The sequence below is a fragment of the Hylemonella sp. GW821-FHT10B10 genome, from assembly GCF_059415585.1.
The window spans coordinates 278,245-304,312 of record NZ_JBWKNN010000003.1; the positions used below are offsets into that span (position 1 = coordinate 278,245).

29 protein-coding genes are annotated in these 26,068 nt (G+C 65.2%); 23 read left to right on the top strand and 6 right to left on the bottom strand.

Features of this window, described 5'->3' with window-relative positions:
• Positions 1-14: 14 nt before the first annotated feature.
• The 3 genes from AC07NT_RS14855 to AC07NT_RS14865 all read right to left on the bottom strand — a co-directional run bounded on the left by AC07NT_RS14855 (position 15) and on the right by AC07NT_RS14865 (position 3,015).
• A complete protein-coding gene (locus tag AC07NT_RS14855; protein ID WP_498599349.1) occupies positions 15-512 on the bottom strand; it encodes a Smg family protein in 498 nt (165 codons plus the stop codon).
• Between the two features lie 70 nt (positions 513-582).
• Positions 583-1,707, bottom strand: a complete 1,125-nt coding sequence (gene dprA / locus AC07NT_RS14860; RefSeq protein ID WP_498599348.1) for a DNA-processing protein DprA — start codon at positions 1,705-1,707, stop codon at positions 583-585.
• Between the two features lie 24 nt (positions 1,708-1,731).
• Positions 1,732-3,015, bottom strand: coding sequence for a LysM peptidoglycan-binding domain-containing protein (locus AC07NT_RS14865; RefSeq protein ID WP_498599347.1), 1,284 nt, complete (start codon positions 3,013-3,015; stop codon positions 1,732-1,734).
• A 183-nt stretch (positions 3,016-3,198) separates the two neighbouring features.
• Here AC07NT_RS14865 and def point away from each other — a divergent pair, with 183 nt between their 5' ends.
• The 11 genes from def (at position 3,199) to AC07NT_RS14920 (ending at position 13,611) form a co-directional block, all read left to right on the top strand.
• Positions 3,199-3,708: a peptide deformylase gene (gene def / locus AC07NT_RS14870; protein WP_498599346.1), complete on the top strand. Its 510-nt coding sequence runs from the start codon at positions 3,199-3,201 to the stop codon at positions 3,706-3,708.
• Positions 3,705-4,664: a methionyl-tRNA formyltransferase gene (gene fmt, locus AC07NT_RS14875; protein WP_498599345.1), complete on the top strand. Its 960-nt coding sequence runs from the start codon at positions 3,705-3,707 to the stop codon at positions 4,662-4,664. Before def ends, fmt begins: the two co-directional genes overlap by 4 nt.
• Before the next feature lie 3 nt (positions 4,665-4,667).
• The gene (locus AC07NT_RS14880; protein ID WP_498599344.1) at positions 4,668-5,402 is read left to right on the top strand and encodes an AzlC family ABC transporter permease; all 735 of its coding nucleotides are present in this window, start codon (positions 4,668-4,670) and stop codon (positions 5,400-5,402) included.
• Positions 5,399-5,746 carry an AzlD domain-containing protein gene (locus AC07NT_RS14885; protein ID WP_498599343.1) on the top strand — a complete coding sequence of 116 codons (348 nt, stop codon included), beginning with the start codon at positions 5,399-5,401 and terminating at the stop codon, positions 5,744-5,746. Before AC07NT_RS14880 ends, AC07NT_RS14885 begins: the two co-directional genes overlap by 4 nt.
• 117 nt (positions 5,747-5,863) lie before the next feature.
• A complete protein-coding gene (locus AC07NT_RS14890; protein WP_498599342.1) occupies positions 5,864-7,054 on the top strand; it encodes a phosphoglycerate kinase in 1,191 nt (396 codons plus the stop codon).
• A gap of 99 nt (positions 7,055-7,153) precedes the next feature.
• Positions 7,154-7,750 (top strand): TetR/AcrR family transcriptional regulator, encoded by a 597-nt coding sequence (locus AC07NT_RS14895; RefSeq protein WP_498599341.1) that lies wholly within the window; start codon positions 7,154-7,156, stop codon positions 7,748-7,750.
• 98 nt (positions 7,751-7,848) lie between these two features.
• Positions 7,849-8,547, top strand: coding sequence for an SDR family oxidoreductase (locus AC07NT_RS14900; protein WP_498599340.1), 699 nt, complete (start codon positions 7,849-7,851; stop codon positions 8,545-8,547).
• 1 nt (position 8,548) lies between these two features.
• Complete coding sequence (locus AC07NT_RS14905; RefSeq protein WP_498599339.1) at positions 8,549-9,952, top strand: MFS transporter; 1,404 nt, start codon at positions 8,549-8,551, stop codon at positions 9,950-9,952.
• Positions 9,953-10,065: 113 nt separating this feature from the next.
• Positions 10,066-11,499 carry a pyruvate kinase gene (pyk, locus tag AC07NT_RS14910; RefSeq protein WP_498599338.1) on the top strand — a complete coding sequence of 478 codons (1,434 nt, stop codon included), beginning with the start codon at positions 10,066-10,068 and terminating at the stop codon, positions 11,497-11,499.
• Positions 11,500-11,584: 85 nt separating this feature from the next.
• Positions 11,585-12,649 (top strand): class II fructose-bisphosphate aldolase, encoded by a 1,065-nt coding sequence (fba, locus tag AC07NT_RS14915; RefSeq protein WP_498599337.1) that lies wholly within the window; start codon positions 11,585-11,587, stop codon positions 12,647-12,649.
• Between the two features lie 65 nt (positions 12,650-12,714).
• Positions 12,715-13,611, top strand: a complete 897-nt coding sequence (locus tag AC07NT_RS14920; RefSeq protein WP_498599336.1) for a phosphoribosylaminoimidazolesuccinocarboxamide synthase — start codon at positions 12,715-12,717, stop codon at positions 13,609-13,611.
• Positions 13,612-13,673: 62 nt separating this feature from the next.
• Here the strand turns inward: AC07NT_RS14920 and trxA are convergent, their stop codons facing one another.
• A complete protein-coding gene (gene trxA, locus AC07NT_RS14925) occupies positions 13,674-14,636 on the bottom strand; it encodes a thioredoxin (RefSeq protein WP_498599335.1) in 963 nt (320 codons plus the stop codon).
• Positions 14,637-14,673: 37 nt separating this feature from the next.
• Between trxA and purE the strand changes: the two genes are divergently transcribed.
• The 4 genes from purE to AC07NT_RS14945 all read left to right on the top strand — a co-directional run bounded on the left by purE (position 14,674) and on the right by AC07NT_RS14945 (position 18,658).
• A complete protein-coding gene (gene purE, locus AC07NT_RS14930; RefSeq protein WP_498599334.1) occupies positions 14,674-15,165 on the top strand; it encodes a 5-(carboxyamino)imidazole ribonucleotide mutase in 492 nt (163 codons plus the stop codon).
• Entirely contained in the window at positions 15,162-16,334 is a 1,173-nt protein-coding gene (locus tag AC07NT_RS14935; protein WP_498599333.1) for a 5-(carboxyamino)imidazole ribonucleotide synthase, read from the top strand. Before purE ends, AC07NT_RS14935 begins: the two co-directional genes overlap by 4 nt.
• Positions 16,335-16,336: 2 nt before the next feature.
• Positions 16,337-17,332 carry an L-threonylcarbamoyladenylate synthase gene (locus AC07NT_RS14940; RefSeq protein WP_498599332.1) on the top strand — a complete coding sequence of 332 codons (996 nt, stop codon included), beginning with the start codon at positions 16,337-16,339 and terminating at the stop codon, positions 17,330-17,332.
• Between the two features lie 81 nt (positions 17,333-17,413).
• Positions 17,414-18,658 (top strand): Nramp family divalent metal transporter, encoded by a 1,245-nt coding sequence (locus AC07NT_RS14945; protein WP_498599331.1) that lies wholly within the window; start codon positions 17,414-17,416, stop codon positions 18,656-18,658.
• A 6-nt stretch (positions 18,659-18,664) separates the two neighbouring features.
• Here AC07NT_RS14945 and AC07NT_RS14950 read toward each other — a convergent pair whose 3' ends face one another.
• The gene (locus AC07NT_RS14950; RefSeq protein ID WP_498599330.1) at positions 18,665-18,922 is read right to left on the bottom strand and encodes a SemiSWEET transporter; all 258 of its coding nucleotides are present in this window, start codon (positions 18,920-18,922) and stop codon (positions 18,665-18,667) included.
• A gap of 28 nt (positions 18,923-18,950) precedes the next feature.
• Positions 18,951-20,390 carry a D-alanyl-D-alanine carboxypeptidase/D-alanyl-D-alanine endopeptidase gene (dacB, locus tag AC07NT_RS14955; protein WP_498599329.1) on the bottom strand — a complete coding sequence of 480 codons (1,440 nt, stop codon included), beginning with the start codon at positions 20,388-20,390 and terminating at the stop codon, positions 18,951-18,953.
• 47 nt (positions 20,391-20,437) lie between these two features.
• On the opposite strand from dacB, the gene AC07NT_RS14960 reads away from it, so the two are divergent.
• The 8 genes from AC07NT_RS14960 (at position 20,438) to AC07NT_RS14995 (ending at position 26,007) form a co-directional block, all read left to right on the top strand.
• Complete coding sequence (locus AC07NT_RS14960) at positions 20,438-21,394, top strand: DMT family transporter (protein WP_498599328.1); 957 nt, start codon at positions 20,438-20,440, stop codon at positions 21,392-21,394.
• Positions 21,391-22,101, top strand: a complete 711-nt coding sequence (tsaB, locus tag AC07NT_RS14965; RefSeq protein ID WP_498599327.1) for a tRNA (adenosine(37)-N6)-threonylcarbamoyltransferase complex dimerization subunit type 1 TsaB — start codon at positions 21,391-21,393, stop codon at positions 22,099-22,101. The genes AC07NT_RS14960 and tsaB overlap by 4 nt, the downstream gene beginning before the upstream one ends.
• Positions 22,102-22,117: 16 nt before the next feature.
• Positions 22,118-22,585, top strand: a complete 468-nt coding sequence (gene rimI / locus AC07NT_RS14970; RefSeq protein ID WP_498599326.1) for a ribosomal protein S18-alanine N-acetyltransferase — start codon at positions 22,118-22,120, stop codon at positions 22,583-22,585.
• A 9-nt stretch (positions 22,586-22,594) separates the two neighbouring features.
• Positions 22,595-23,425 carry a uracil-DNA glycosylase gene (locus tag AC07NT_RS14975; RefSeq protein WP_498599325.1) on the top strand — a complete coding sequence of 277 codons (831 nt, stop codon included), beginning with the start codon at positions 22,595-22,597 and terminating at the stop codon, positions 23,423-23,425.
• A 23-nt stretch (positions 23,426-23,448) separates the two neighbouring features.
• Positions 23,449-23,862, top strand: coding sequence for a DUF8785 domain-containing protein (locus AC07NT_RS14980; RefSeq protein WP_498599324.1), 414 nt, complete (start codon positions 23,449-23,451; stop codon positions 23,860-23,862).
• 65 nt (positions 23,863-23,927) lie between these two features.
• Entirely contained in the window at positions 23,928-24,263 is a 336-nt protein-coding gene (locus tag AC07NT_RS14985) for a hypothetical protein (protein ID WP_498599323.1), read from the top strand.
• A gap of 22 nt (positions 24,264-24,285) precedes the next feature.
• A complete protein-coding gene (locus AC07NT_RS14990; RefSeq protein WP_498599322.1) occupies positions 24,286-25,359 on the top strand; it encodes an alpha/beta fold hydrolase in 1,074 nt (357 codons plus the stop codon).
• A 156-nt stretch (positions 25,360-25,515) separates the two neighbouring features.
• Positions 25,516-26,007, top strand: coding sequence for a MarR family winged helix-turn-helix transcriptional regulator (locus AC07NT_RS14995; protein ID WP_498599321.1), 492 nt, complete (start codon positions 25,516-25,518; stop codon positions 26,005-26,007).
• Positions 26,008-26,068 lie beyond the last annotated feature (61 nt).

Here is a 26,068-nt window from a genome sequence, read left to right on the forward strand (position 1 = left end):
CGAGGGCTGCGGACTCAATGTGCGACGCGTTCGGCACTGTCGTCGTAGAGCTCGTCGAGTATCAAGGTGTCGGGTTCCTCGCCAAAGCTCCAGTACACCATCAGGATGATGATCTTGAGATCGTCCAACGAGATCGGTTCGCCCGGCACAGCCATGGCGCGGTCCAGAACGACTTCGCGCAGGGGGGGCGGCAGCACTTCGGCTGATTCCAGGAAGCTGATGAAGCCCAAGCATTCGGCACCCAGATGGTTCTGCTCGGCGACCGAGTACACACGCATGCTGTCGGGGGACTGGACCTGGAAGAGGGTGGTGTCGGGCTGGGGCTGTGGAGCGGCATCGAGCCAGAGGGTACTCTGGGCAGCGAGGTTCAGGCCGTCGAGCCAGAGCAGCGCGTCGCGTATTTCGTCGGCGTCGAAGCCGATGGCGCTGAGCTTGCGTTCCAACTGGGGTAGTTCGGGGCAGGCATCGCCGCGCCAGTAGTTTTCGTACACGTACACAAGCACTTCGAACATGGCTTCAATATAGCGCAGAAAACGCCGGAGGCCAGCGGGAAATGGCGGGTGTTGTCGGCGCTGTTGCGCTTCAGGTACGCACCAGGCGCTGCAGCAGGCCCCCGGGCAGACGTGCCACCAATCCGTCGAGTTCGAGCGCCATCAGGCGGGCTTGCAAGGCGGCGATGTCCAGGCCGGTGCGGGCTTGCAGGGCGTCCAGGCTGACCGGGTCCAGTCCCATGGCCCGCAGCAAGTCATCGTCGGTTTCGGGGATATCGGCCTTGTCCGACGCCGGTAGGCCGAGGCTGGCGACGACCGGCATCTCCTCCAGCACGTCCTGCGCCGATTCGACCAGTTTGGCGCCCTGGCGGATCAGTGCGTGGCAGCCGCGCGATTGTGTGGCGTGGATGGACCCCGGGATAGCGAAGACGTCCTTGCCCTGTTCGGCCGCCAGCCGTGCCGTGATCAGCGAGCCCGATTGCAGTGCCGCTTCTACCACCAGGGTGGCACTTGAGAGCCCGGCGATGAGGCGGTTGCGACGTGGGAAATTGGGTGCCAATGGGGGTGTACCCAGCGGGTACTCGCTGACGATCAGGCCCTGTTCGCTGATGCGGTGCGCCAGCGTGTGGTGGCTTTTGGGGTAGACCCGGTCCAGGCCGGTACCCACCACGGCCACAGTGGCCAGGCGCTCCGGCGCCTGTGCATGATCGGCCAGTGCACCTTCGTGGGCAGCGCCATCGATACCGAGCGCCAGCCCTGAGACGATGGTCAGGCCCGCCTGGCCCAATGCCTGCGCGAACTGGCGCGCGTTCAGCGCCCCCTGCGGGCTCGGGTTGCGGCTGCCGACCATGGCCAAGCTGCGGCTGACGTCCAGCGGTAGATCCAGCCGGCCCATCAGATACAGCAGCAGGGGCGGGTCTTCGGTGTCCAGCAGCGAGGCCGGGTAGCGGGCATCGCCCAAAGGAGCCAGCGCGCGCTGCTGCGGGGCCTCCTGCAGCCATTCCCAGGTGCGGTCCAGGAGTTCGTCCAGCCCATCGGGCGCAGCTTGGAGAGCCTGGGCCTGTGCCGAGTTGAGCAACTGCTGCAGCGCTGCCGGGGCCTGTTCGAAGATGGCGGTGGGCAGGCCAAAGGCGGCTAGCAGGCGGCGTGCGCTTTCATTGCCAACCCTGGGCGTGAGCGTCAGGCGCAGCCAGGCGCCCAGTTCATCGCGCTCCATGGCGTTGCGCGCCGCAGCAGACTCTTACTGCGGGGAGGCCAGGCGGTCACCGACACGTACCGTGTCAGTGATGTCCAGGATCAGGGCGTAGGACAGCTTTTCGTAGGTGCGGAACACCATCATCAGGCCATTGCGCTCATTGGGCAGCTTGATCAGAGGCCGGGATGCATCGGTCTTGTCGATCAACCGCCGGCCGTCCATGAGGATGGCCAGTACGTGGCCGCTTTCTATGCCGTCGCGACGACCGCGGTTGATGACCACCACCTGGTTTTGCGAGGCATTGGCGACGGCACTGCTGCCGTAGATGGAGACGATGCGCCCATTGATAGCACTTGCCGGTGCTCGCGGCACAAAGTTCAGGAACTCGCGTTCGGGTTCGGGCGCCATGCGGTCCCCCACCAGGATCTCGCTTTTGGTCGACACGATGTCGATGGTGGCTGGCACCAGGGCCGTGTTGACTTTGCCATCGGTCGAGGTTAGCTCGGTATTGCCTTCGCTGCGCACCAGCGCAGCCTTGCCCAGGAATTCGGCCTCGTAGCCTAGGACTTCTCCACTGTCCGGGTCCTTGAGGGGTTTGGCGTTGCGGAAGATGCGGTATTGCTTGAACTTCTGCTGATCGTCCATCAGGGGTGCGCTGGTCGGGCCGCGTGCGTAGACGCGGTCACCGCGGCCGATCATGACGCGGTTTTCGCCGGCGGCCACGATGCGCGGCGCGACTTGCAACTCGTTTTCTTCGACGATCAACGGTTCGGCCAGGAAAGCCTCGATATCGCGGGTCTGCAGCGTGGTCAGGGGGGGGCTTGTGGCCTCGGAACGGATGCGCGGCGACAGGCGCACGGTTTCGATGCCACCGGCGCCCTCGCGACTGGTGACGACCGGGGCGGGGGCGCTGCCTTCACTGGTGACGGCAGGCGGGGTTTCGGTGCCCGTGCCAGGTGGCGTGCCGGTCAGGCGGGCGCGGCCATCGCGTTTGTCCAGGTACAGGGTCTGGCCCGGATAGATCAAGTGCGGGTTCAGGATCTCTTCGAGGTTCATGCCCCAAAGCTCGGGCCAGCGCCAGGGGCTGCGCAGGTACATCTTGGAAATCGCCCACAGGGTGTCACCGGACTTGATGGTGTAGGTATCGGGCGCATCGGGGGCCAGTTCGGACAGCGGCACACCGGCCTGAGCCACTTTTTGTGCAGTGGCGTTCTGTTCAGCGCTGATGGGTAGATTGGGGAATTTCTGGCTCCAGACCGGCAGGCTCAGCAGGCCCAGGGCCGCGATCATGGAAACTTGGGTACGGATCCCCATCCTGCTTTTCGTCATGTCTTGCTGTTTCACGTTGCCCCCGGCTGGTTCCGGACGCGGGCTGGCCGCCCGCTGCATCCGGAAAACTTAATAAATCACGCACGATTCTCCGCCCAAGCCCTTGATTGGGCAATGTTTTCTGTACTTTGTTGCAAACTCGTCGGCCAAAAGTGGCGAAAATAACGACATTGACGAGGTTTTATGGCGCTGCTTCCCATTCTTTGTTTTCCTGATCCTCGCCTGCACACGGTGGCCAAACCCGTGCAGGCCGTGGATGCGCGTATCAAGCAATTGATCGCCGACATGTTTGAAACCATGCACGAGGCCTCCGGCATCGGGCTGGCCGCGACCCAGGTCGACGTACACGAACGCCTGATCGTGATCGACGTCTCCGAGGGGCGCGATCAGCCCCTGGTGTTGATCAACCCGGAGATCGTCTGGGCCAGCCCGGAGACGAAGGTCAACGACGAAGGTTGCCTGTCGGTGCCCGGCATCTATGACGGCGTCGAGCGCCATGAGCGTGTGCACGTGCGAGCGCTCGATGGTGAAGGCAAGGAACGCGTGATCGAGGCCGAGGGTCTGCTCGCCGTCTGCGTTCAACATGAAATGGACCACCTGCTGGGCAAGGTCTTTGTGGAATACCTGTCGCCGCTCAAGCGCAATCGCATCAAGACCAAGATGCTCAAGGCGCAGCGCGAGGAGCGCCGTTGAGGGTCGTTTACGCCGGCACGCCCGAGTTCGCCCGGGTGGCGCTGGAACGGCTGCACGCGGCCGGTTTCGAAATTCCCCTGGTCCTGACCCAGCCTGACCGACCGGCCGGCCGCGGCATGAAGCTGCAGGCTTCGCCGGTCAAGCAGTTTGCGCAGGAACACGGCATCGCCGTCGCGCAGCCACGCAGCCTGCGCCTGGACGGCAAGTACCCCGACGATGCCGCCTCTGCCCGCGCCGCACTGGAAGCTGCGCGCCCCGATGTCATCGTGGTGGCAGCTTATGGCCTGATCCTGCCGCAATGGGTGCTGGAGTTGCCGCGCCTGGGTTGCCTGAACATTCATGCCTCCCTGTTGCCACGCTGGCGCGGAGCTGCGCCGATCCACCGCGCGATTGAAGCCGGTGACGACGAGACCGGTGTCACCATCATGCAGATGGATGCGGGGCTGGACACGGGCGACATGTTGTTGGTGGAGCGCTTGCCGATCACGGCGAACGACAGCACGGCCAGTCTGCATGACAAGCTCGCCCTGCTGGGTGGTCGCCTGATCGTAGAAGCGCTGGAGATCGCCGCCTGCGGTGGGCTGACGCGCACGCCCCAAGCGGCCGAGGGCGTGACCTATGCACACAAGATCGAGAAGCAGGAGGCGGCCGTCGACTGGGCGCAGCCGGCCGTCGTGATCGAGCGCCGGATCCGGGCTTTCGACCCCTTCCCCGGCGCTGCCACGGTCTGGCAGGGGGAAGCCATAAAGCTCTGGCGGGGCCAGGCCGTTCCAGCCAGCTCCAGCAGCAAGGCGCCGGGCACGGTGTTGCTTGCGGGTGCCGAGGGCATCGCCGTGCAATGCGGTGAGGGCGTGCTGAATCTCACGGAGTTGCAGCGTGCCGGCGGTAAGCGTCTGTCGGCGGCCGATTTCCTGCGCGGATTTGCTTTGCCGGTCGATGCCGTGCTGGGGGCCTGAGCCATGAGCAGCCTGCGCCAGATCGTCCGTCATCCGGAATTTCGCCAGGGCATGGGCGACATGAGCTCGGTGGCCCCCGGCCTGGCGGCCTGGGGCATGATGACCGGCGTGGCCATGATCAAGTCCGGCATGAGCCTGTTCGAAGCCATCGCCATGACCTTGCTGGTCTATGCCGGTAGCTCGCAACTCGCGGCCATCCCGCTGATCGCGGCCGGTGCGCCTGTGCTGGTGATCTGGGCCACGGGCTTTTGCGTGAACCTGCGCTTCGTAGTCTTCAGCGCGCACATGCGGCCCTACCTCATGCACCTGCCACGACACTGGCGTTTGCTGGCTGGCTATCTAACGGCCGATATCAGCTACGTCATGTTTACCAAGCGCTTTCAACAGCCGCCGCAGACGGATGCCGAACGTCAGACCCAGTTGGCCTATCTGCTGGGCGGCTGTACCACCAACTGGAGCAGTTGGCAGTTGGCCAGCCTGCTGGGCATCTTCCTCGCGCACTCTGTGCCCGCGCACTGGGGTTTGGGCTTCGCAGGCATCCTGGCCCTATTGGGCGTATGCCTTTCACTGGCCAGCAGCCGGCTGAGGGTGGTCTCGGCCGGCGTGGCCGGGGCGGCGGCCGTGGCTGTTTTTGCCCTGCCTTTCAAGCTCAACATCGTGGTGGCGATTGCCGCGGCGGTGGCGCTTTGCCTGCTGCTCGAAAAGACACCACCTTTCAAGCACAAGGAGGCGCATTGAAAGACACTGACTTCTGGACGGTGGGTGTCATCTTCGGCTTGGCCGTGGTGACGGTGGTCACGCGTTCCTTCTTCTTCATTTCCAGCAAGCCCTGGAGCCTCCCGCACTGGGCCCAGCGCGGCTTGCAGTACGCGCCCATTGCGGCGCTTTCGGCGGTGATCGTGCCCGAGATGGTCATGAGCCAGGGGCATCTGGTCCAGACCTGGCAGGATGCGCGCCTGTTTGCCGTGGCGGCCGGGGCCGCCTGGTATTTCTGGCGCAAGCAGAGCTCCTGGGCCATGCTGGGCACCATTGTGGTCGGCATGGCGGTTTACCTGCCCCTGCACCTCGTCCTGGGCTGGTGAGTTTCAGGCCACACGGCACGGGCCGTTAGCGGGGTGTCAGGCTCGGCCGCCTAAAATTGCGGGTTACAAGCGGGTTTCAGACCTGCCACCCGTTTCCAAACTCTGTGCCGAGACACCATGAACTTCCTCCGTTTCCAGACCCTGTGTGACCAGGGCAAGGCCCAAGGGCAACGCGTTTTCATCCGCGCCGACCTCAACGTCCCACAGGACGATGCGGGACGAATCACTGAAGACACCCGCATCCGCGCCAGCCTGCCCTGCATCCAGATGGCGCTCGCCGCTGGTGCGGCGGTCATGGTGACCTCGCACCTGGGTCGCCCCACCGAAGGGGAGTTCAAGCCCGAGGACAGCCTGGCTCCCGTGGCCAAGCGCATGGCCGAGCTGCTGGGCCGCGAGGTACCGCTGGTGTCCAGCTGGGTCGATGGTGTGCAGGTCGCGCCGGGCCAGCTCGTGATGCTGGAGAACGTGCGCCTCAACAAGGGCGAAAAGAAGAACAGCGACGAGCTGAGCCGCAAGTTGGCTGCTCTGTGCGACATCTTCGTGCACGACGCCTTCGGCACTGCCCACCGTGCCGAAGCCTCCACCTACGGTATTGCCCAATACGCCAAAATTGCCTGTGCCGGTCCCCTGCTGGCGGCGGAGATGGACGCCATCGGCAAAGCCCTGCAGGCCCCCAAGCGGCCGCTGGTGGCCATCGTGGCCGGCTCCAAGGTCAGCACCAAGCTCACCATCCTCAAGAGCCTGGCCAACAATGTGGACCAGCTCATCGTTGGCGGCGGCATTGCCAACACCTTCATGCTGGCCGCCGGCCTGAAGATCGGCAAGAGCCTCGCCGAGCCCGACCTGCTGGCCGAGGCCAAGGCCGTGATCGAGATCATGAAAGCACGTGGTGCCGAAGTGCCGATCCCGGTGGACGTGGTTACCGCCAAGGAATTCAAGGCCGATGCCAAAGCCACGATCAAATCGGCCAGCGAAGTGGCAGATGACGACCTGATCTTGGACATCGGCCCCCAGACTGCGAAGAAGCTGGCCCAGCAATTGAAGGCAGCCGGCACCATCGTCTGGAATGGCCCGGTGGGTGTGTTCGAATTCGCGGCCTTCGAGAGCGGCACCCGGGAGATTGCCAAGGCCATCGCCGAATCGAGCGCCTTCAGCATTGCAGGCGGTGGCGACACGTTGGCAGCGATTGCCAAGTACGGCATCGAGAAGCAGGTGGGTTATATCTCCACGGGCGGAGGCGCCTTTCTGGAGGTGCTGGAGGGCAAGACCCTGCCGGCCTTTGAAATCCTCGCAAAACGCGCGGCCTGAGCACCGGGGGAGGCTCCGGCTTCCCCTTCTTCTTTTCCCTGTTTCAACCGTTTGTCGGCTGGCTTGCAAAAATATGATGGTCATCATATAATTGACGCCATGAGCCCGACACCCGGCCGCAAGGCCCTGACCCACGACCGCATCCTGGATACCGCCGCGCGTGCGATCCGTCGCGCGGGGTGCGGTGGCGTGGGTGTGGCCGACATCATGAAAGAGGCGGGCCTGACCCATGGCGGCTTCTACGCCCACTTTCCCTCGCGGGACGCCTTGCTCGTCGAAGCCTTGGACCGCGCGGGTCGGGACAGCGTGGAACGCATCGAGGCCGGTGTGGCCAAGCGTGCCGGCAAAGAACAGTCCCCTTTGTCCGCGCTGGTGCGGGCTTACCTGTCGGATGAACATGCCGGCAATGCCGAGCATGGTTGCCCGGTCGCCGCATTGGTCAGCGAAATGCCGCGCCAGGCGCCCGAGGTGCAGGACGCCGGGCGCGTACGCGTCAGCAGCCTGGTCGAGCGTGTGCGGCGCGCTTTACCCGTGGGTGCAGACCCCCAGCAGGCCTTGGCCATCACGAGCACCCTGGTCGGTGCCCTGCAATTGGCGCGCGCCATGGGCTCCGGGTCACAAGCCAAGGCGGTGCTCAAGTCCAGCCGTGACGCGCTGCTGGCACAGTTCGACACGCCTCCTCTTCCTTCCCGCTGAAACAGCTTGTAGCAGTAGCTGCTTTTGCTCGACTCAATATATGACGACCATCATATTTACTTTCTCTTTTCTTCAACCCTGAACTGAAAGATCCCACCATGAACTTCTCGAATGCCACTTTTCTGATCACCGGCGCCAACCGGGGCCTGGGCCTGGCCCTGGCGCGTGAGGCTCTGGCTCGCGGGGCGCGCAAGGTCTACGCGGCCGCCCGCGACCCCGCCAGCATCACCTTGCCCGGCGTGGTGCCGGTGCGCGTGGATGTGGCGGATGCCAAAGAGGTGGCCAGGCTGGCCGAGCATGTGCCCGATGTGACCGTGCTCATCAACAACGCCGGCGTGGCTGAGCTCGGCGGTTTCCTGCCTGAGGGCAGCGAAGCCGCAACGCGCCGGCAGCTGGAGGTCAATCTTTTTGGCCCCCTGCGGGTGACCCAGGCCCTGGCCCCCTTACTGGCCGCCAACGGTGGCGGCGCGGTACTCAATGTGCTGTCAGTGGCGAGCTGGATCCACAAGCCCCTGCTCGGCAGCTACGGTGCCACCAAGGCCGCCGCCTGGGCGCTGACCAACAGCCTGCGCCATGAACTGAGGGCACAAGGCACCCACGTGAGCGGCCTGCATGTGGGTTTCATCGACACCGATCTGACCCAGGGGCTGGATGTGCCCAAGCTTCTTGCGGCTGACGTCGCCCGTCTTGCCTTCGATGGCCTGGCCGCAGGTGACGAAGAGATCCTGATCGACGATTTCACGCGCCAGGTCAAACAGGGCCTGAGCGCGAAAGCTCCCATCTACCTGGTGCCTTGAGATGAATACCCTGAACCCACCCCTGGCCGCACCCGCGGTCCCCGCTACATCACCCTGGCCGGTCTTCTGGATCGCCAGCGTCGCGGTCTTTCTGGTGTCGCTGGACGGTACCGTGTTGTTTGCGGCCTTCAGCGCGATGCGGGCGAGTTTTGCGCACGCCTCGGCGGCCGATATGTCCTGGGTCCTCAATGCCTACACCGTGGTGTTTGCCGCGATGCTGATCCCCGCTGGCGGCATCGCCGACCGCCATGGCCGCAAGAAGATCTTTCTGCTGGGGGTGGCCCTGTTCCTGGCCGCCTCGGCGGCCTGCGGGCTGGCTGGCAGTGTTGGCACGCTGGTAGCGGCCCGGGTGCTGCAGGCGGTCGGCGCGGCCTTGCTCACGCCGGCTTCCCTGTCGCTGGTGCTCGACGCCTTCCCGCGTTCGCAACGTGCTGTGGCGGTCAGCCTCTGGGGCGCGGTGGGTGGCCTGGCTGCGGCCCTGGGTCCCAGCCTGGGTTCGCTGGTGGTGGATACCGTGGGCTGGCCCTGGGCCTTCTATCTGAACCTGCCCCTGGGCGCCATCTCCCTGTGGCTGGGGCGGCAACGGCTGCGCGAGTCGGTACAGGCGGACAATCGACGTCCTTTCGACCTCGTGGGCATGGGTCTGCTGATCGTGGGCGTGGGCGCCCTGGCCCTGGCCATCGTGCAACTCGAGGCCCCGCACTGGAGCCGAGGTGAATTGCTCGCCGTGGCTCTGCTGGGTGGGGCGGCCATTGCCGGTTTTGTCGCGTGGGCCCGGGTGGCCACAGCGCCGCTGCTGGACTTGAGCCTGTTCCACCATCGCAGCTACCGCGACGTCAACCTGGCCACGCTGAGTTTCGGCACGGCATTCGCGATGATGTTCTTCGCCTTCTTCTTCTACATGACGGGCATCTGGCACTACAGCCTGCCGCAGGCGGGCCTGGCCGTGACGCCAGGGCCACTGCTGGTCATCCCCACCGCCATCGTCAGCGGTCGTCTGGCTGCGCGCATCGGTCATCGCCCCTTCCTGGTGGGTGGCAGCCTGGTCTATGCGGCCAGCGCCTTGTGGCTGCTGCTGGTGCCGGGCACCGAGCCGGACTACCTGCGTCACTGGCTACCCGGTCTGCTGCTCAGTGGCCTGGGTGTCGGTCTGGTCCTGCCCTCGCTGTCTGCGGCGGCGGTGCACCGCCTGCCACTGGAGCACTATGCGGTGGGGAGTGCCGTCAACCAGGCCACGCGCCAGATCGGCGCGGTACTGGGTGTGGCACTGACGGTGCTGATGCTGGGGCATGAGAATCTGAGCCGAGCCGATTTCATCCCGCTCTACGGCGGCCACATCACCTTGGCCCTGCTGACCGGCTTGTTGTGCCTGAGGGTGGACACACGTCCACGTGTCGAGGCCTGAGCGAGTCATTCGTTCTAGAGGGGGACAGCCACCGCCAAGCACCTGCATCTTGTTGTTCCGATGTAACTAATTTCGTGCAAGAATAGAAATTAAATTACAACGGAGACTGATACATGACGCGTCGTGCGACCAAGATTGTTGCTACCCTCGGCCCCGCTTCCAGCGATCCGGCCCTCCTCGAACAGATGATCCGTGCCGGGGTCAATATGGTCCGGCTGAACTTCAGCCACGGCAAGGCCCAGGACCATATCGATCGCGCCCGCTTGGTGCGCGAAGCCGCCAAGCGCGCCGGCCGTGAGGTGGGCATCATGGCCGACCTGCAGGGCCCCAAGATCCGCGTGGGCAAGTTCGCCGAGAACAAGGTGCAGCTCAAGACCGGCCAGAAATTCGTGCTCGACGCCAGCCGCACCGAGCCGGGTGACATCAACGGCGTGGGGCTGGACTACAAGGAGCTGCCGCAGGATGTGAAATCCGGCGACCTGCTGCTGCTCAACGACGGCCTGATCCTCATGGAGGTCGAGGCCGTCAAAGGCCAGGCTGTGCACTGCAAGGTCACCATGGGCGGCGAACTGTCCAACAACAAGGGCATCAACAAAAAGGGTGGCGGCCTGACCGCGCCGGCCCTGACGGCCAAGGACATGGAGGACATCAAGACTGCCATGAGCTTCCAGGCCGACTATGTGGCCGTGAGCTTCCCGCAGAACGCCACCGACATGGAGATGGCGCGCCAGCTCTGCAATGTGGCCGCCGCCGAGTTCAACCACAAGCCCTTGCTGATCGCCAAGATCGAGCGCGCCGAGGCCATTCCGAAGCTGGAAGAAATCCTGCGCGCCAGCGACAGCATCATGGTCGCCCGCGGCGACCTGGCCATCGAGGTGGGCAATGCCGCCGTGCCGGCCCTGCAAAAGCGCATGATCAAGATGGCGCACGAAATGGACAAGACGGTGATCACCGCGACCCACATGATGGAGTCCATGATCAACAACCCCATGCCCACCCGCGCCGAGGTCAGCGACGTTGCCAACGCCGTGCTCGACGGCACGGACGCGGTGATGACATCGGCCGAAACTGCCGCCGGCAAGTTTCCGCTGGAAACGGTGATCGAGATGGCCAGCATCTGCGTGGCTGCCGAAGCGGCCGAAGAGGTCAAGCTCGACGCCGACTTCCTGGGCAAAACCTTCTCGCGCATCGACCAGTCCATCGCCATGGGCGCCCTGTTCACGGCCTACCACCTGGGCGCCAAGGCCATCGTCGCGCTGACCGACAGCGGCTCCACCGCCCTGTGGATGAGCCGCCACCGCGTGCACATCCCGATTTACGCGCTGACGCCCCGGGTCTCGACCCAGCGCAAGATGACGTTGTTCCGCAACGTCAGCCCCCTGCTGATGGACACCAGTGCCGATCGCGACACCGCGCTGGAGCAAGCCGAAAAGCATCTGAAGGCGCGCGGCATCGTGCAAAGCGGCGATGTCTACGCCATCACCTGCGGCGAACCCATGGGGTCGCCCGGCGGTACGAACATGCTGAAGATCTGCCGCGTGGCCTGAGTTCGGCCGGGATTTCTGGTGGTATTCCCCAAAGGATAAAATCGCTGGTTACTGAGCAGTTACCAACTTTCCTGGGGATACCACCATGGCACTCGTCTCGATGCGCGAGCTGCTGGACCATGCAGCAGCCAACGGCTACGGCATTCCGGCTTTTAACGTCAACAACCTGGAGCAGGTCCAGGCCGTCATGGAGGCGGCCAAGGAAACCGGCGCTCCCGTGATCCTGCAGGCCAGCGCCGGTGCACGCAAGTACGCCGGTGAGGCCTTCATCAAGCACCTGATCCAGGCGGCGGTCGAAGCCTACCCCAACATCCCCCTGGTCATGCACCAGGACCATGGGCAGACCCCGTTGATCTGCCAGGGCGCCATCGACCTGGGCTTCGGCTCGGTCATGATGGATGGCTCGCTCAAGGAAGACGGCAAGACGCCGGCCGATTTCAGCTACAACGTGGACGTGACCCGCAAGGTCGTGGACATGGCGCACAGGGTCGGCGTCACCGTCGAAGGTGAACTCGGCTGTCTGGGCAACCTGGAAACCGGTGACGCCGGTGAAGAAGACGGGATTGGCGCCGAAGGCAAGCTGGACCACAGCCAGATGCTGACCGACCCTGAAGAGGCCGCCCAGTTCGTCAAGGCCACCCAACTCGACGCTCTGGCGATTGCCATCGGCACCAGCCACGGCGCCTACAAGTTCAGCCGTCCGCCCACCGGTGACATCCTGGCCATCAGCCGCGTCAAGGAAATCCACAAGCGCATTCCCAACACCCACCTGGTGATGCACGGTTCCTCCTCCGTGCCGCAGGAACTGCTGGCCATCATCAACCAGTACGGCGGCAAGATGAAGGAAACCTACGGCGTGCCCGTCAAGGAAATCCAGGAAGCCATCAAGCACGGCGTACGCAAGATCAACATCGACACCGACATCCGCCTGGCGATGACGGGCGCGGTGCGCAAGTTCCTGGCCGAGAACCCGGACAAGTTCGACGCGCGTGAGTGGCTCAAGCCCGCCCGTGAGGCCGCCAAGCAGGTCTGCAAAGCCCGCTACCTGGAGTTCGGCTGCGAAGGCCAGGGCGCCAAGATCAAGGGTGCGACGCTGCAGGTCATGGCGAGCAAGTACGCCAAGGGCGAACTGGCCCAGCTGGTGAACTGAACCGTTCTTGCGATAATCACAAGCCCGGTGCCATCGCGCCGGGCTTTTGTTTTTCAGAGCTACCCATGACCAACGCCCTGCACACCTCTTCCATCACCTCCCTGCCCCTGCTGGCCCGTGGCAAGGTGCGCGACAACTACGCCGTGGGCGAGGACCGCATCCTCATGGTGGCCTCCGACCGCATCAGTGCCTTCGACGTCATCATGGGCGAGCCCATTCCCGGCAAGGGCGAGCTGCTCACGAAGATGGCCCTGTTCTGGTTCGACAAGCTGGGCCACATCTGCCCCAACCACCTGACCGGCGCCGCGCCCGAGAGCGTGGTCACGCCTGCCGAGGTGGCCCAGGTGCGCGGGCGTTCCATGCTGGTCCAGCGTCTCAAGCCCATTCCGGTAGAAGCCGTCGTGCGCGGTTATCTGGCGGGCAGCGGCTGGGCCGAGTACCAGGCCAACCAGTCGGTCTGCGGCGTCAAGCTGCCCGCCGGCCTGAAGAACGCCAGCAAGCTGCCCGAGCCCATCTACACGCCCGCCGCCAAGGCCGAGGTCGGCGAACACGACGAGAACATCACCTTCGAGAAGACTGTGCAGATGGTCGGCCCTGAACTGGCCGCCAGGATCCGCGACATTTCAATCGCCATTTACAAGGCCGCCAGCGAGATCGCCCTGAAGAAGGGCATCATCATTGCCGACACCAAGTTCGAATTCGGCCTGACCCAGGACGGCAAGTTGGTGCTGATGGACGAGGTGCTCACGCCCGACTCCTCGCGCTACTGGCCGGTCGAGGGCTACAAGGAAGGCGCCAATCCGCCCAGCTACGACAAGCAGTTCCTGCGCGACTGGCTGGAGACCGCCCGGGTCAACGGCCAGCCTTGGGGCAAGAAAGCACCCGCCCCCAAATTGCCCGCTGACGTGATCGAAAAGACCGCTGCCAAGTACCGTGAGGCTTTGACCCGGCTGACGGCCTGAGTCTTTTGGGCTTCAAACAAAACGGCACCTTAGAGTGCCGTTTTTGCTGGTGCTGGGCGTGTTCAGTTCAATGCCATGCTGAGCTTGCGCCGGTAGGCTGATACCAGGGCCGCCTGTTCGTCCTGCTCCACCGTGGTGTGGCCGGCCAACTCAATGCCGCCAGCGGTCTTGCCGCTGGCTTCCGGGCCGGGTGCCTTGGGCTTCGGGGGCGTCAGCAGCTCCAGGATGCCGACGAAGGTCTTGCGCGGGGCTTCACCGTCCCACTTTTTGTCGCGCATGATGATTTCGAGCAGTTCGTCCAGCGCGCCCACCCAGTCGTTGGCCACCATCATCACGCGGGCCCTGGCGAAGCGGGCTTCGAAGTCACGCTTGTTGGCAGTGATCAATTCGTCGAATTTTCCCAGCGGCCAGCGTCCGCGCGGGTCGGTGCTGACGAACTCCAGGGCGTTGAGCCACTGCTGCAAAGCCTCGAAACGCAAAGGCACCGGGATCTGCGCCAGCGCCGGGGCCAGCGCGCCGGCCGCCTCGGCCAGGTGACCCGTGCCGATCAGCAGTTTGACGTAGTCGTAACGCAGCTCGTCGTTGCCGGGTTCGGCCCGCAGGGCCTCGTCCATGCGGGCAATGGCGCTGGCTATGTCGCCCGAGGCCAGGGCCTCCTGCGCCTCGTCGATCTCTTCCGGCGGCGCCTGCAGCTGACCCTCCGCAGGCAGGTGCTTGTCCAGAAACTCGCGCAGCTTGCCCTCGGGCAGGGCGCCCATGAAACCGTCCACGGGCTTGCCACCCATCATGAGAATACAGGTCGGGATGCTGCGGATACCAAATGCTCCGGCCAGCTCCTGCTGCTCATCGGAGTTGATCTTGGCCAGCACAAAGCGGCCCTCGTAGGCGGTTTCCAGCTTTTCCAGGATGGGGCTCAGCGATTTGCAGGGGCCGCACCAGGGGGCCCAGAAATCCACCAGGACGGGCACGGACATGGAGGCGTGGACAACCTCGGTTTCGAAGTTTTCGGTGGTGATATCGATCATTTGGGGCTATCCGGGACGGGAAAGTAAAATTCGGGGGATGAAAACACTCATCGGCGTCGTCATGGGTTCCAGCTCCGACTGGGACACCATGCAACAGGCAGTCCAGATTCTCCACCACTTTGGCATCGGTCATGAAGCCAAGGTCGTGTCCGCGCACCGCATGCCCGATGACATGTTCGCCTACGCCGAGAGCGCGGCCGGCCGCGGGCTCAAGGCCATCATCGCCGGTGCCGGTGGCGCGGCCCACTTGCCCGGCATGCTGGCGGCCAAGACCACGGTGCCGGTGCTGGGCGTGCCGGTGCCCAGCAAGCACCTGCAGGGAGTCGATTCCCTGCACAGCATCGTGCAGATGCCCAAGGGCATACCGGTGGCCACCTTCGCCATCGGCGGGGCCGGTGCCGCCAATGCTGCTTTGTTTGCCGTCGCCATGCTGGCCAATGAAGACCCTGCCCTGCGAGGGAAGCTGGAAGCCTATCGCGCCGAGCAGACCGCCACCGCGCGCGGCATGAGCCTGCCGCCCGCGATATGAGCCGAGTCATTCTTCCTGGCACCCTGGTCAATGGTCAGCCCGCCACGCTGGGCGTGATGGGCGGCGGCCAGCTGGGTCGCATGTTCGTGCACGCAGCCCAGCGCATGGGGTATTTCACCGTCGTGCTCGACCCCGATGCTGCCAGCCCGGCCGGTCTGGTCAGCCACCACCACATCCAGACGGCTTACCTCGACGAACAGGGCCTGAAGCAGCTCGCGCAGCTGAGTGCCGCCATCACCACCGAATTCGAAAACGTGCCTGCGCCCGCACTGCGTACCTTGGGCATGCAGCGCCCGGTGGCGCCCGCGGCCGACGCGGTGGCCATCGCCCAGGACCGCGCGCAGGAGAAGGCGCACTTCACACGCTGCGGCGTGCCGGTGGCGCCCAATGCGGTGATCGAGACTGGGGCCCAGCTGGCCGCCGTGCCCGATGCACTCTTGCCTGGCATCCTCAAGACAGCGCGCATGGGCTACGACGGCAAGGGACAGATGCGTGTAAAGACGCGCGCCGAGCTGGTCGCCGCCTGGGACGCGCTCAAGCAGGTGCCCTGCGTGCTCGAAAGGATGCTGCCCCTGGCTGCCGAGTGCTCGGTGATCGTGGCGCGCGGCGCCGATGGCCAGATGGTCAATCTCCCCGTGCAGCGCAATCTGCACCGGGAGGGCATCCTGGCCGTGACCGAAGTGTTTGAAGGCAATGTGCCGCCCGCACTCGCGGCACAAGCCATCGCCGCGACGAAGTCCATTGCCGAAGGTCTGCAGTACGTGGGCGTGCTCTGTGTCGAGTTCTTCCTGCTGCAGGACGGCTCGCTGGTTGTCAACGAAATGGCCCCGCGCCCCCACAACAGCGGCCACTACAGCATGGACGCTTGCGACCAATCGCAGTTCGACCTGCAGGTGCGCACGCTGGCGGGTTTGCCTCTGGTACAGCCTCGCCTGCACAGCCCCAGCATCATGCTCAATCTGCTGGGCGACATCTGGTCGGCGTACAAGGGTGTGCCGCCTTGGGACCGGGTGCTGACCCTGCCCGGCACGCACCTGCATCTCTACGGCAAGCTCGATGCCAAGCCCGGCCGCAAGATGGGCCACCTGAACGTCACCGGCAAGACCGTGGATGAGGTGCGCGCCACCGCACTCGCGGCGGCCAAGATCCTGGGCCTCGCGCCCTTCTGAACATGATCCTCGACGGACGGGACCCGGCCTCGGTCAGCGCTGCGGCGCAGGCCCTGCGCGCGGGCGAATTGGTGGGCCTGCCTACCGAAACCGTCTACGGCCTCGCGGCAGATGCCGCCAGCGATACCGCCGTGGCGAAGATCTTTGCCGCCAAGGGCCGTCCCAGCGACCACCCGCTGATCGTGCACGTGGCCGATGCCGATGGTGTGGCGCATTTCGCGAGCGAGGTGCCCGCTTTTGCCCACAAACTCATGCGGGCTTTCTGGCCAGGCCCGCTCACCCTGATCCTGCCCCGCCGTGCCGATATGGGTGCGGCAGCCGCTGGCGGGCAAGACTCCATCGGCCTGCGCTGCCCTTCGCACCCCGTGGCCCATGCCCTGCTGCTGGCTGCTCGCGCGCTGGGCGTGCACGGCGTGGCTGCGCCCAGCGCCAACCAGTTCGGCCGCGTCAGCCCGACCACCGCCGCGCATGTGCAGGGTGAGTTCGGCGACACCCTGCTCGTCCTGGACGGCGGGCCCTGCGAGGTCGGTATCGAATCCACCATCATCGACTGCACACGCGGCGCGCCCGTGCTGCTGCGCCCGGGCCGTATCACGCGCGAGCAGGTGCAGGCTGTGGGCGGCCTGCGCCTGTTGGACAAGGACGAGCTGGCCGCACCGGCCCCGCGCGCCTCGGGCACGCTGGAGGCGCATTACGCGCCGAACGCCAAAGTCAGGCTCATGGACGGCAAGCCCTTGCAGACCGCGCTGGACGTGCTGGGCAAGGACTTCGACGGTGCCACCATTGCGGTCTATGCGCGCAGCATGCTGCGCGTGCCTTCCGCGAAAGTGCTTTACCGCCGCATGCCCGACGATGCCGCCGCGGCGGCGCAACAGCTGTTTGCCGTGCTACGTGATTTCGATGCCCAGGGGGTGCACCTGATCTGGGTCGAAACCCCGCCCGAGACCTCGGAGTGGGAAGGCGTGCGCGACCGCCTGCAGCGCGCTGCCGCCAGCTGAAACAGGCTACACCCGGGGCGGGTTCCGTGGCACAGTCCGTCGTGACGCAGCGGGCTTCGCTTGCGCAGGGGAAACAGAAACATGAAGCTGGAATCCATGCGCCGACTCGGACCAGGCCTGATCACCGGCGCAGCCGACGACGATCCCAGCGGCATTGCCACCTATTCGCAGGCCGGTGCCCAGTTCGGCTGTGCCATGCTGTGGACGGTCGTCTTCACCCTGCCGCTGATGGTGGCGATCCAGATGGTCAGCGCGCGCATCGGCCACGTGACAGGGCGCGGCCTGACGACCAATATCAAGCGCAGCTTTCCTCGAGCGGTCCTGCTGGCCATCGTCGGCATGCTGGTGCTGGCCAACACCCTGAACCTGGCCGCGGACATTGCCGCCATGGCCGAAGCCCTGCGCTTGCTGGTGGGAGGTTCGGCACACATCTATGCCGTGACGTTCGGCCTGCTCTGTCTGGTGTTGCAGGTGTTCCTGAGTTATGCCGCCTACGTGCGCTGGCTCAAGTGGTTGACGCTAACGCTCTTGTCCTACGTGGCCGTGGTCTTCACCCTGCATATAGACTGGTGGCAGGTGGCGCGACAGATCGTCTGGCCGCAGCTGCCGGGCTCGAAAGAAGCACTGCTCACCATCGTGGCGGTCTTCGGTACCACCATCAGCCCCTATCTGTTCTTCTGGCAAGCCGCCCAGGAGATGGAGGACGTGAATGGGGGGCCGGGCCAACCGCATACACCGCAGCAGGTGCGCAGCCATCTGCGTCGCATCAAATGGGACACGCTGGTGGGCATGGCCTTTTCCAACCTCATTGCCTTTTTCATCATCTTGAGCGCGGGGGCGACCCTGCATGCGGCCGGGGTGCGTGATGTCCAGACCTCGGCCCAGGCGGCTGAGGCCTTGCGTCCACTGGCGGGTGAACTGACTTTTCTGCTCTTCAGTCTGGGCATCATCGGCACGGGCATGCTGGCCGTCCCTGTGCTGGCGGGTTCGGCGGCCTATGCGGTGGCGGAAGCCGCCGGCTGGGAGGGCAGCCTGAGCCTGCGACTGGACAGGGGAGAAGGGCGGGGGTTCTATGGCGTGGTGGCCATCGCCACGCTCGGGGGCGTTGCACTGTGTTTCACGCCGATCGATCCGGTCAAGGCGCTGTTTGGCGTGGCGGTGCTCAACGGCGTGATTGCGGTGCCCATCATGGGGGTCATGATGCTGCTGGCCTCGCGCCCGGGTGTCATGGGAGAACACGTGATCAGCCGGCGCCTGCGCTGGCTGGGCTGGCTGGCGACCCTGGCTATGGGCGGCACAGTGGTCGCCATGCTGGCCATGCTCTGATCGTCGTCAGCTGTCCTGGTGGTAACGCAGCTTCATCACCAGGATGGCCAGGGCCAGGGCCAGCGTGACCGCATTGGCCACCACGATGGGCCAGGCGCCCAGCAGCAGTCCATAGACCAGCCACAGAGCCACGCCCGTGGCGAACATGCTGTACATGCCCAGCGAGATCCCGCTGACATCGCGCGTGCGGAAGGTGTGCAGGGCCTGGGGCAGGAAGCTCAGGGTGGTCAGGCTCGCAGCGAGATAACCGATCAGGTCGTCCATGGGCGTCGTGTTTTGTGGGTCGTCAGGTTCAATCGGATTTTTTCTTGCGGCTCTGCGGCAACTGGGCAGCCCATTCCACCAGAGCTTCCATGGCCGGGCGCGCGGCATTGGCGTTCGGGTGGTTGACCAGCGCCACCAGCACATAACGCCGTCCGCCCTCGGCATGCACGATGCCGGCGATCGAGGCCACGTCGCGCAGGCTGCCGGTCTTCAGATGGGCCTGGCCCTGGGCGCGCCAGCGACTGGGCCGCAGCGTGCCGTCCAGGCCGCTGATGGGCAGGGAGCTCATGAGCTCGGGCATCAGCGGCGAAGCCCAGGCGTATTGCAGCAGGCGGGCCAGGGCCGCAGCGCTCATGCGGTCTTCGCGTGACAGGCCCGAGCCATTGGCGATCAGCGGCACTTCGCTGGTGCCAAAACGCTGGCGCCACCAGTCCTGCAACAGTTCGCGCGAGCCGGCCATCGTGCCCTTGCCCTGCTGCTGCAGGCTCAAGGTGAGGAAGAGCTGCTGTGTCATCACATTGTTGCTGTACTTGTTGATGTCGCGTACGACCTCGGCCAGGGGCGGCGACTCCAGCGCAAAGGCTGCTGCCAGCCCCTCGGGCACGGTGCCGTAGCGCACGCCGCCCTGTAACTGACCGCCGATGGCACGCCACATGCCTTCGATGGCACGCGGGCCATAGCCGGCCGGATCGGCATAGGCCAGAGGCCAGACCTTTTCGCCGCAGCCTGCCGGGTAACGGCCTGCGAAGCGGGGTTGTGTAGGGTCGGAGAAGTCAGCGCGCAGCGCGCTGCGGTAGTCGTTGCATTCGGCTTCGCGCAGCGGCACCTGGCCGGGCCAGACCACGCCGGCCAGCGGCGGCTCCACATGCACATAGGCTGTGTTGCTGGCACGGTCGGGCACGAAAGTCATGAGCACCGACTTGAAGTTCAACAGCAGGGCGTCGGGCGCGGCGTTGTAGGGGCGCAGCGGCTCGCCGTCGAACTCGGCCGGGTCGACCGCCACGGTTTCGAAAGCACTGCGGTCCAGCACGATGTCGCCGGCGATGTTGCGGATGCCCAGGCCCTGCACGCGGCGCAGCAGCAGCCAGATGCGCTCGGCCACCAGCTTGGGGTCTCCCTGGCCCCTGATGTAGAGCTTGCCGTAGAGCGTGCCCTCGCGTACCGCGCCTTCTACATACACCGGTGTCGTCCAGCTCCAGCTGGGCCCCAGGGTTTCCAGCGCGGCCAGGGTGGTCACCAGTTTCATCACCGAAGCCGGGTTCATGGCTGCACTGGCACGGTGGCTCAGCAAAGGTGTATCGCCGTTGCCGACTTCTTCGACCACCATGCTCACGGCCTCGGCAGGCACCTTGGCGCGGGCGAGAGCTTTGAGCACCGTGGACGGCAGGGCGGGCTCGCGGGCCAGGGCGGCGGTGCCGGCCAGCAGGGCCAAGCCGGCCAGCAACAGGGACGTGCGGGTCAGGGACATGGCGCCGAGTTTAGGGCCTGTTCACTCAGGCCGCCGATAATGCGGGCATGCATTTTCTCAAGGGCCTGTCACCGCGGACCATAGGCATCGCGGCGGCGGTCATCACCGTCGGCATCTGGACCGCCTTCATCGTCATCGCCCGGGCTTCGGCCCAGGGTTCCCTGGGCCCCTTCGACATCGCGCTGGCGCGCATCATCGGCGCCAGTGTCGTGCTCCTGCCCCTGGGCTGGTGGCTGGTGCGGCGCGACCGCGCGCAAGCCACGGGCGCCACGGCCTCTTCCTTTTTCGGCCTGTCGCCGCTGGCCCTGCGCATCACTGTGCTGGGCGGACTGTTTGGTGGCTTCGGTTATGCCTTGCTGGCCTATGCGGGCTTTTTCTACGCTCCGGCGGCCCATGCCTCGGTGCTGATGCCCGGCAGCCTGCCGTTGTGGACCACGTTGCTGGCGGCACTGATGCTGCACACGCCCATTTCGCCGGCACGCGCCATCGGCCTGGCCTGCATCGTGGGCGGCGACCTCCTGGTAGGTGGGGCCAGCCTGCTGCGGGCCTTTGAAGGCGGCGAGGTCTGGAAGGGTGATCTGCTCTTCATGAGCGCGGCGCTGAGCTGGTCGGTCTACAGCGTGCTGGCGCGTCGCCACAGCCTGGACGCCGTGCGTGCCACCACGGCCGTCACGGTGTTCGCGCTGTTCAGTTATGTGCCCTTCTACTTGTTGCTGCAGGGGCTGGGCGCCATCGAGAGCCGGTTGTTTTCGGCGCCCCTGGGCGAACTGCTGTTCCAGGTGGTCTTCCAGGGGGTGGGCTCAGTGGTGATTTCGGGCATGACTTTCGTGCGCATGATCCAGTACTTCGGCCCGGTGCGCTCGACCATGATCACAGCCCTGGTGCCCGGCCTTTCAGCGTTGGGCGCTGTGATCTTCCTGGATGAACCGCTGTACTGGAACTTGCTGGCCGGTCTGGTGCTGGTCACCGTGGGCATCACCTTCGGGGTTCGCAAACAGACATGAAGCTGCTCGCTTTCGATACCAGTACCGAGTTGATGTCCATCGCCGTCACACGCGCCGTCGACGGCGCGCACCGCGTCTGGGAACATACCGGCACCGGAGGCGCCCAGGCCTCTAGCGCGTTGATCCCAGCCATCGAAACCCTGATGGCCGAGGCGGAACTCAAGTTCGAGGAACTCGACGCCATCGCCTTTGGCCGTGGGCCGGGTTCCTTCACCGGCCTGCGTACCGCCTGCGCCGTGGCCCAGGGCCTGGGTTTTGGTGCAGGCGTGCCGCTGCTGCCGGTGGACACCTTGCTGGCCGTGGCCGAGGAGGCACGCGCGCAGCAGGCGCCCCAACAGCTGGCCCTGCGCCTGCTGGTCCTGCTCGATGCGCGCATGGATGAACTCTATGCGGCGCCCTATGCCTATGCGCAGGGCCGCTGGTCGCAGCAGGCCGACTTCAGCCTGCTCAAACCGGAGCAAGTGGCCCTGGGTGACGCCCAGGCCCTGGCCGGGAATGTCTTTGCCGAATACGGCGAGCGCCTGCCGCGGTCCGCAGACTTACCTTGCTGGCAGGCCCTGCCCACGGCGGCGGCCATGCTGCGTCTGGCACCTGGCCTGTTGGCCGACGGCAACGCCGTGGCCGCAGCCGATGCCCTGCCGCGTTACATCCGCGATAAAGTGGCCCTGACCACACAGGAGCGTGCCGCCGCCAAGGCGCGAAACTGAGACCTGCACGACCACGATGAGCGCCGTCCTCGAACCCGTCGAAGCCCGCTTCGAGCCGCTGGAAGCCGCGCGGCTTGAACAGTTGCTGCAGATCGAGCAGCGGGCCTACCCGCACCCCTGGACACGCGGCAATTTCATGGACGCGCTGCGTACCGGCTACCACGCGCGCGTGTTGTTGGCCGGCGATGAACTGCTGGGTTATTACGTGGCCATGCAGGGCGTGGACGAGGTGCACTTGCTGAACATCACCGTGGCGCCCGAGTACCAGCGCCAGGGGTGGGGGCGCGTCATGCTCGACGCCATGGCCTTGTGGGCGCGTGGCCTGGGCGCGCAATGGCTGTGGCTGGAAGTACGTGTGGGCAACACACGGGCCATCGCCATCTACGAGTCGCACGGCTACCGCCGTGTCGGCCTGCGCAAGAACTATTACCCGGCTGGGCATGGTCAGCGCGAGGACGCGGTGGTCATGAGTCTGCGTCTGTAAGATCGGGCCATGAGTCTGCAACTGGATACGCGCCAACGCGCGATGCTGGCCGAGATGGGAATCCGGGTTTGGTCGCCCGAACACCCTGCGGGTGTTCCTGCGGATGTTTTCAACGATGCCCCCCCCAGCCCCCCTCAAGAGGGGGAGGCCGCCGAGCCGGCGGCCCGCGTGACCGTGACACGCCCGGCCACGGCGGTGGCTGCACCCGCTCTGACTGCTCCCCGTGCGTTGCCGGCCGAGATCGCGGCCATGGACTGGGATGCGCTGCAGCAGGCGGTCGCCAGCTGCCAGGCTTGTGGACTGTGCAAGAGCCGCAAGAACACCGTGTTCGGTGTAGGCGACAAACAGGCGCGCTGGCTGGTGGTGGGCGAGGCTCCGGGTGAGAACGAGGACCTCCAGGGCGAACCTTTTGTCGGCCAGGCCGGACTGCTGCTGGACAATATGTTCAAGGCCATGGGCTTGAGTCGCCAGGGCACAGGTACGCAAGGCGTCTATATCGCCAACGTGCTCAAGTGCCGCCCGCCGGCCAACCGCAATCCGCAGCCTGAGGAAGTGCTGCAATGCGAGCCCTATCTGCGCCGACAGGTCGCATTGCAGCGGCCGCAAATCATCCTGGCCCTGGGCCGTTTTGCCGCGCAGTCCCTGTTGGCGTCCAGCGTGCCCGATGTGGCGACCCTGCCGCTGGGCAAGCTGCGCGGCCAGGTGCACAGCTATGAAGGCGTGCCCGTCATCGTGAGCTACCACCCGGCCTATCTGCTGCGCACACCGCAGGACAAGGCCAAGACCTGGGCTGATCTGTGCCTGGCCATGAACGTGATGCGTGCCGGCGTACCGGCCTGAATTGTGAAAAAGGGAGAACCCGCATGAAAGACAAACTGATACGCCTGCTGCTCACCTTCCTGGCCATTCTGGTCGTGCTGGCCATCGCCTGGGCCTGGATTGCGCTGCAATGGAGCTATGCCGACGGTGAGCGCGCCGGCTACGTGCAGAAGTTCTCGAACAAGGGTTGGCTCTGCAAGACCTGGGAGGGTGAGATCGCCATGGTCACCATGCCGGGCGCCATACCCGAGAAGTTCGAGTTCACGGTGCGCGACGACGCCGTGGCGCAGCAGATCAATGCCCTGGCGGGCAAGCGCGTTGTGCTGCACTACCGTCAGCACAAGTTCATCCCTACTACCTGTTTTGGTGAGACGGAGTACTTTGTCGATGGCGCACGCGAGATGCAGGATGGCGCTCCGCCCGTGCCACAGCAGGGCCAGCTGAGCACACCGCGCTGAGATTTCGAGGCGGGGCCTGCGACCCGCCCGGCGGGCTTCTTGAAGACAGCGGGAGTGTTGACGCCATGTACGAATCCAAAAAACAAGCGCCTCTGCCGCACGCCAGTTTTGTCCGGCGCATCCTGTGGCATCTGTTTTTAGCGCTGACTCTGCTGGTCCTTTCGCTGCTGGCCGGCATGGCGGGTTACGCGTATTTCGAGCAGCTCCCCTGGCTGGACGCTTTTCTCAATGCCGCCATGCTGCTGGGAGGCATGGGGCCGGTCCACCTGCCCGTCACGGCCGGGGGCAAGCTTTTCGCCGGCTGCTATGCCCTGTATGCTGGTTTGGTGTTCATCGCCACTGCCGCGCTGTTGTTCACGCCCATCCTGCACCGGTTGCTGCACAAGTTTCACTGGGAATAAATTGATAACAGAGGAGACAGACATGACAAGCAAAGGTTTTCTGAACATTCGGCGCGGGCTGATGCTCTTGCTGCTGACGCTGGCCGTGCCGCTTTGGGCGGCCGACTACCCGGCGCCCAAGTCGGGCAGCTGGACCATCAAGAATTTCCGCTTCAACACCGGCGAGGTGATGCCGGAGCTGAAGGTGAACTACCACACGGTGGGCGAACCCACGGGCGAACCCGTGCTGATCCTGCATGGCACAGGGGGCTCCGGCCGGGGCATGCTCAGCCCGGGATTTGCCGGTGAGCTGTTCGGCCCCGGGCAGCCGCTGGACGCTGCGCGCCACTACATCATCCTGCCGGACGCCATCGGCGCGGGCGGTTCCGCCAAGCCTTCGGACGGCTTGCGCATGGCTTTCCCCCGCTACAACTACGAAGACATGGTGCGGGCCCAGCATGCGCTGGTGACCGAACACCTGGGGATCAAGCAGCTCAAGCTGGTGCTGGGCAATTCCATGGGCGGCATGCACACCTGGCTCTGGGGCGTGATGTACCCGGAGGCCGCACGCAACCTCGTGCCCATGGCCTCCATGCCGGTGGAGGTGGCCGGCCGCAACTGGATGACACGCCGCATGCTGATGGAAGTCATCAAGATGGACCCGGAGTGGGCAGGCGGCAACTACACGCGCCAGCCGCGCAGCCTGCAGATCGCGCAGCTGTATTTCAGCGTGGCCACCTTGGGCGGGAACCAGGGCCTGCACCAGATCGCCCCTTCACGCGAGAAGGCCGACCAGTACATCACCGAGCAGCTGGCCCGTCCCTCCCCCAATGACGCCAACGACATCCTCTACCAGTTCGATGCGCTGCGCGACTACAACCCTGCCCCCAGGCTGGAGGCCATCCGCGCCCGCCTGCTGGCGATCAACGCGGCCGATGACGAGCGCAACCCGCCCGAGCTCGGCATCATGGAGCGTGAACTCAAACGCGTGAAGAACGGCAGCCTCTACCTGATCCCCGCCAGCCCTGATACGCGTGGCCATGGCACGACGGGGCAGGCCAGGTGGTGGAAGGCCCAGTTGCAGACTTGGCTGGCCCAGGAGCCGGCCGGCCGCTGACCCGGGAGCCACGCCAGCCGGCGTGGCGTGGATTCGCGGGGGGCGGACCGGGACGACCTATCAGGTCTTGCCACATGGTTGCACAGCAGAATTTGTCGGAATTGGTTCGGCTTGAAGCACAATTCGCTTTCAGCACCGAATCCCGTCTTTTCCGCCATGAACAACAAGACTGCCGACGCCCCTCTTTCCATCGAGCTCTACGATGAACCAGGCCACCTGATCCGTCGCGCCCAGCAGATCGCCGTGTCGAAGTTCCATGAAGTGCATGGCCGCCACGTCACCCCCATCCAGTACGCCATCCTGCGCACCCTGCACGAGACCCCGGGCATCGACCAGGTCACGCTGGCGCAGCTGATTGCGCTCGACACCTCCACCACGGCCGACATCGCCGCGCGCCTGGAGACCAAGGGGTGGATCCTGCGCGAAGTGCTGCCGCGCCGCCAGCGCCGCCTCTCCCTGACCCCCGAAGGCGAGGAGGTGCTGCTGGAGCTCAAGCCCGGGGTGGATGTGCTCTACCACGGCATGATGGACAGCCTGGAGCCGGCGGAGCAGCAGGAGTTCATGCGCCTGTTGCGCAAGTTCGTGCATCTCTACGATCGCCAGAACCAGACCGAGGATCGCAAGCTGCGCCTGGCCGCCAAGGTCTGAACCCCACTCCGCTGCTGCGCACAAGGCGGCGCCGGATCAGGGAAACCCCGGGGTTTTAGGG

Coding starts and splice junctions, on each gene's coding strand:
- AC07NT_RS14855 (WP_498599349.1), bottom strand. CDS start 512: ATGTTCGAAGTGCTTGTGTACGTGTACGAAAACTACTGGCGCGGCGAT.
- dprA (WP_498599348.1), bottom strand. CDS start 1,707: ATGGAGCGCGATGAACTGGGCGCCTGGCTGCGCCTGACGCTCACGCCC.
- AC07NT_RS14865 (WP_498599347.1), bottom strand. CDS start 3,015: ATGACGAAAAGCAGGATGGGGATCCGTACCCAAGTTTCCATGATCGCG.
- def (WP_498599346.1), top strand. CDS start 3,199: ATGGCGCTGCTTCCCATTCTTTGTTTTCCTGATCCTCGCCTGCACACG.
- AC07NT_RS14880 (WP_498599344.1), top strand. CDS start 4,668: ATGAGCAGCCTGCGCCAGATCGTCCGTCATCCGGAATTTCGCCAGGGC.
- AC07NT_RS14890 (WP_498599342.1), top strand. CDS start 5,864: ATGAACTTCCTCCGTTTCCAGACCCTGTGTGACCAGGGCAAGGCCCAA.
- AC07NT_RS14895 (WP_498599341.1), top strand. CDS start 7,154: ATGAGCCCGACACCCGGCCGCAAGGCCCTGACCCACGACCGCATCCTG.
- AC07NT_RS14900 (WP_498599340.1), top strand. CDS start 7,849: ATGAACTTCTCGAATGCCACTTTTCTGATCACCGGCGCCAACCGGGGC.
- AC07NT_RS14905 (WP_498599339.1), top strand. CDS start 8,549: ATGAATACCCTGAACCCACCCCTGGCCGCACCCGCGGTCCCCGCTACA.
- pyk (WP_498599338.1), top strand. CDS start 10,066: ATGACGCGTCGTGCGACCAAGATTGTTGCTACCCTCGGCCCCGCTTCC.
- fba (WP_498599337.1), top strand. CDS start 11,585: ATGGCACTCGTCTCGATGCGCGAGCTGCTGGACCATGCAGCAGCCAAC.
- AC07NT_RS14920 (WP_498599336.1), top strand. CDS start 12,715: ATGACCAACGCCCTGCACACCTCTTCCATCACCTCCCTGCCCCTGCTG.
- trxA (WP_498599335.1), bottom strand. CDS start 14,636: ATGATCGATATCACCACCGAAAACTTCGAAACCGAGGTTGTCCACGCC.
- purE (WP_498599334.1), top strand. CDS start 14,674: ATGAAAACACTCATCGGCGTCGTCATGGGTTCCAGCTCCGACTGGGAC.
- AC07NT_RS14935 (WP_498599333.1), top strand. CDS start 15,162: ATGAGCCGAGTCATTCTTCCTGGCACCCTGGTCAATGGTCAGCCCGCC.
- AC07NT_RS14940 (WP_498599332.1), top strand. CDS start 16,337: ATGATCCTCGACGGACGGGACCCGGCCTCGGTCAGCGCTGCGGCGCAG.
- AC07NT_RS14945 (WP_498599331.1), top strand. CDS start 17,414: ATGAAGCTGGAATCCATGCGCCGACTCGGACCAGGCCTGATCACCGGC.
- AC07NT_RS14950 (WP_498599330.1), bottom strand. CDS start 18,922: ATGGACGACCTGATCGGTTATCTCGCTGCGAGCCTGACCACCCTGAGC.
- dacB (WP_498599329.1), bottom strand. CDS start 20,390: ATGTCCCTGACCCGCACGTCCCTGTTGCTGGCCGGCTTGGCCCTGCTG.
- AC07NT_RS14960 (WP_498599328.1), top strand. CDS start 20,438: ATGCATTTTCTCAAGGGCCTGTCACCGCGGACCATAGGCATCGCGGCG.
- tsaB (WP_498599327.1), top strand. CDS start 21,391: ATGAAGCTGCTCGCTTTCGATACCAGTACCGAGTTGATGTCCATCGCC.
- rimI (WP_498599326.1), top strand. CDS start 22,118: ATGAGCGCCGTCCTCGAACCCGTCGAAGCCCGCTTCGAGCCGCTGGAA.
- AC07NT_RS14975 (WP_498599325.1), top strand. CDS start 22,595: ATGAGTCTGCAACTGGATACGCGCCAACGCGCGATGCTGGCCGAGATG.
- AC07NT_RS14980 (WP_498599324.1), top strand. CDS start 23,449: ATGAAAGACAAACTGATACGCCTGCTGCTCACCTTCCTGGCCATTCTG.
- AC07NT_RS14985 (WP_498599323.1), top strand. CDS start 23,928: ATGTACGAATCCAAAAAACAAGCGCCTCTGCCGCACGCCAGTTTTGTC.
- AC07NT_RS14990 (WP_498599322.1), top strand. CDS start 24,286: ATGACAAGCAAAGGTTTTCTGAACATTCGGCGCGGGCTGATGCTCTTG.
- AC07NT_RS14995 (WP_498599321.1), top strand. CDS start 25,516: ATGAACAACAAGACTGCCGACGCCCCTCTTTCCATCGAGCTCTACGAT.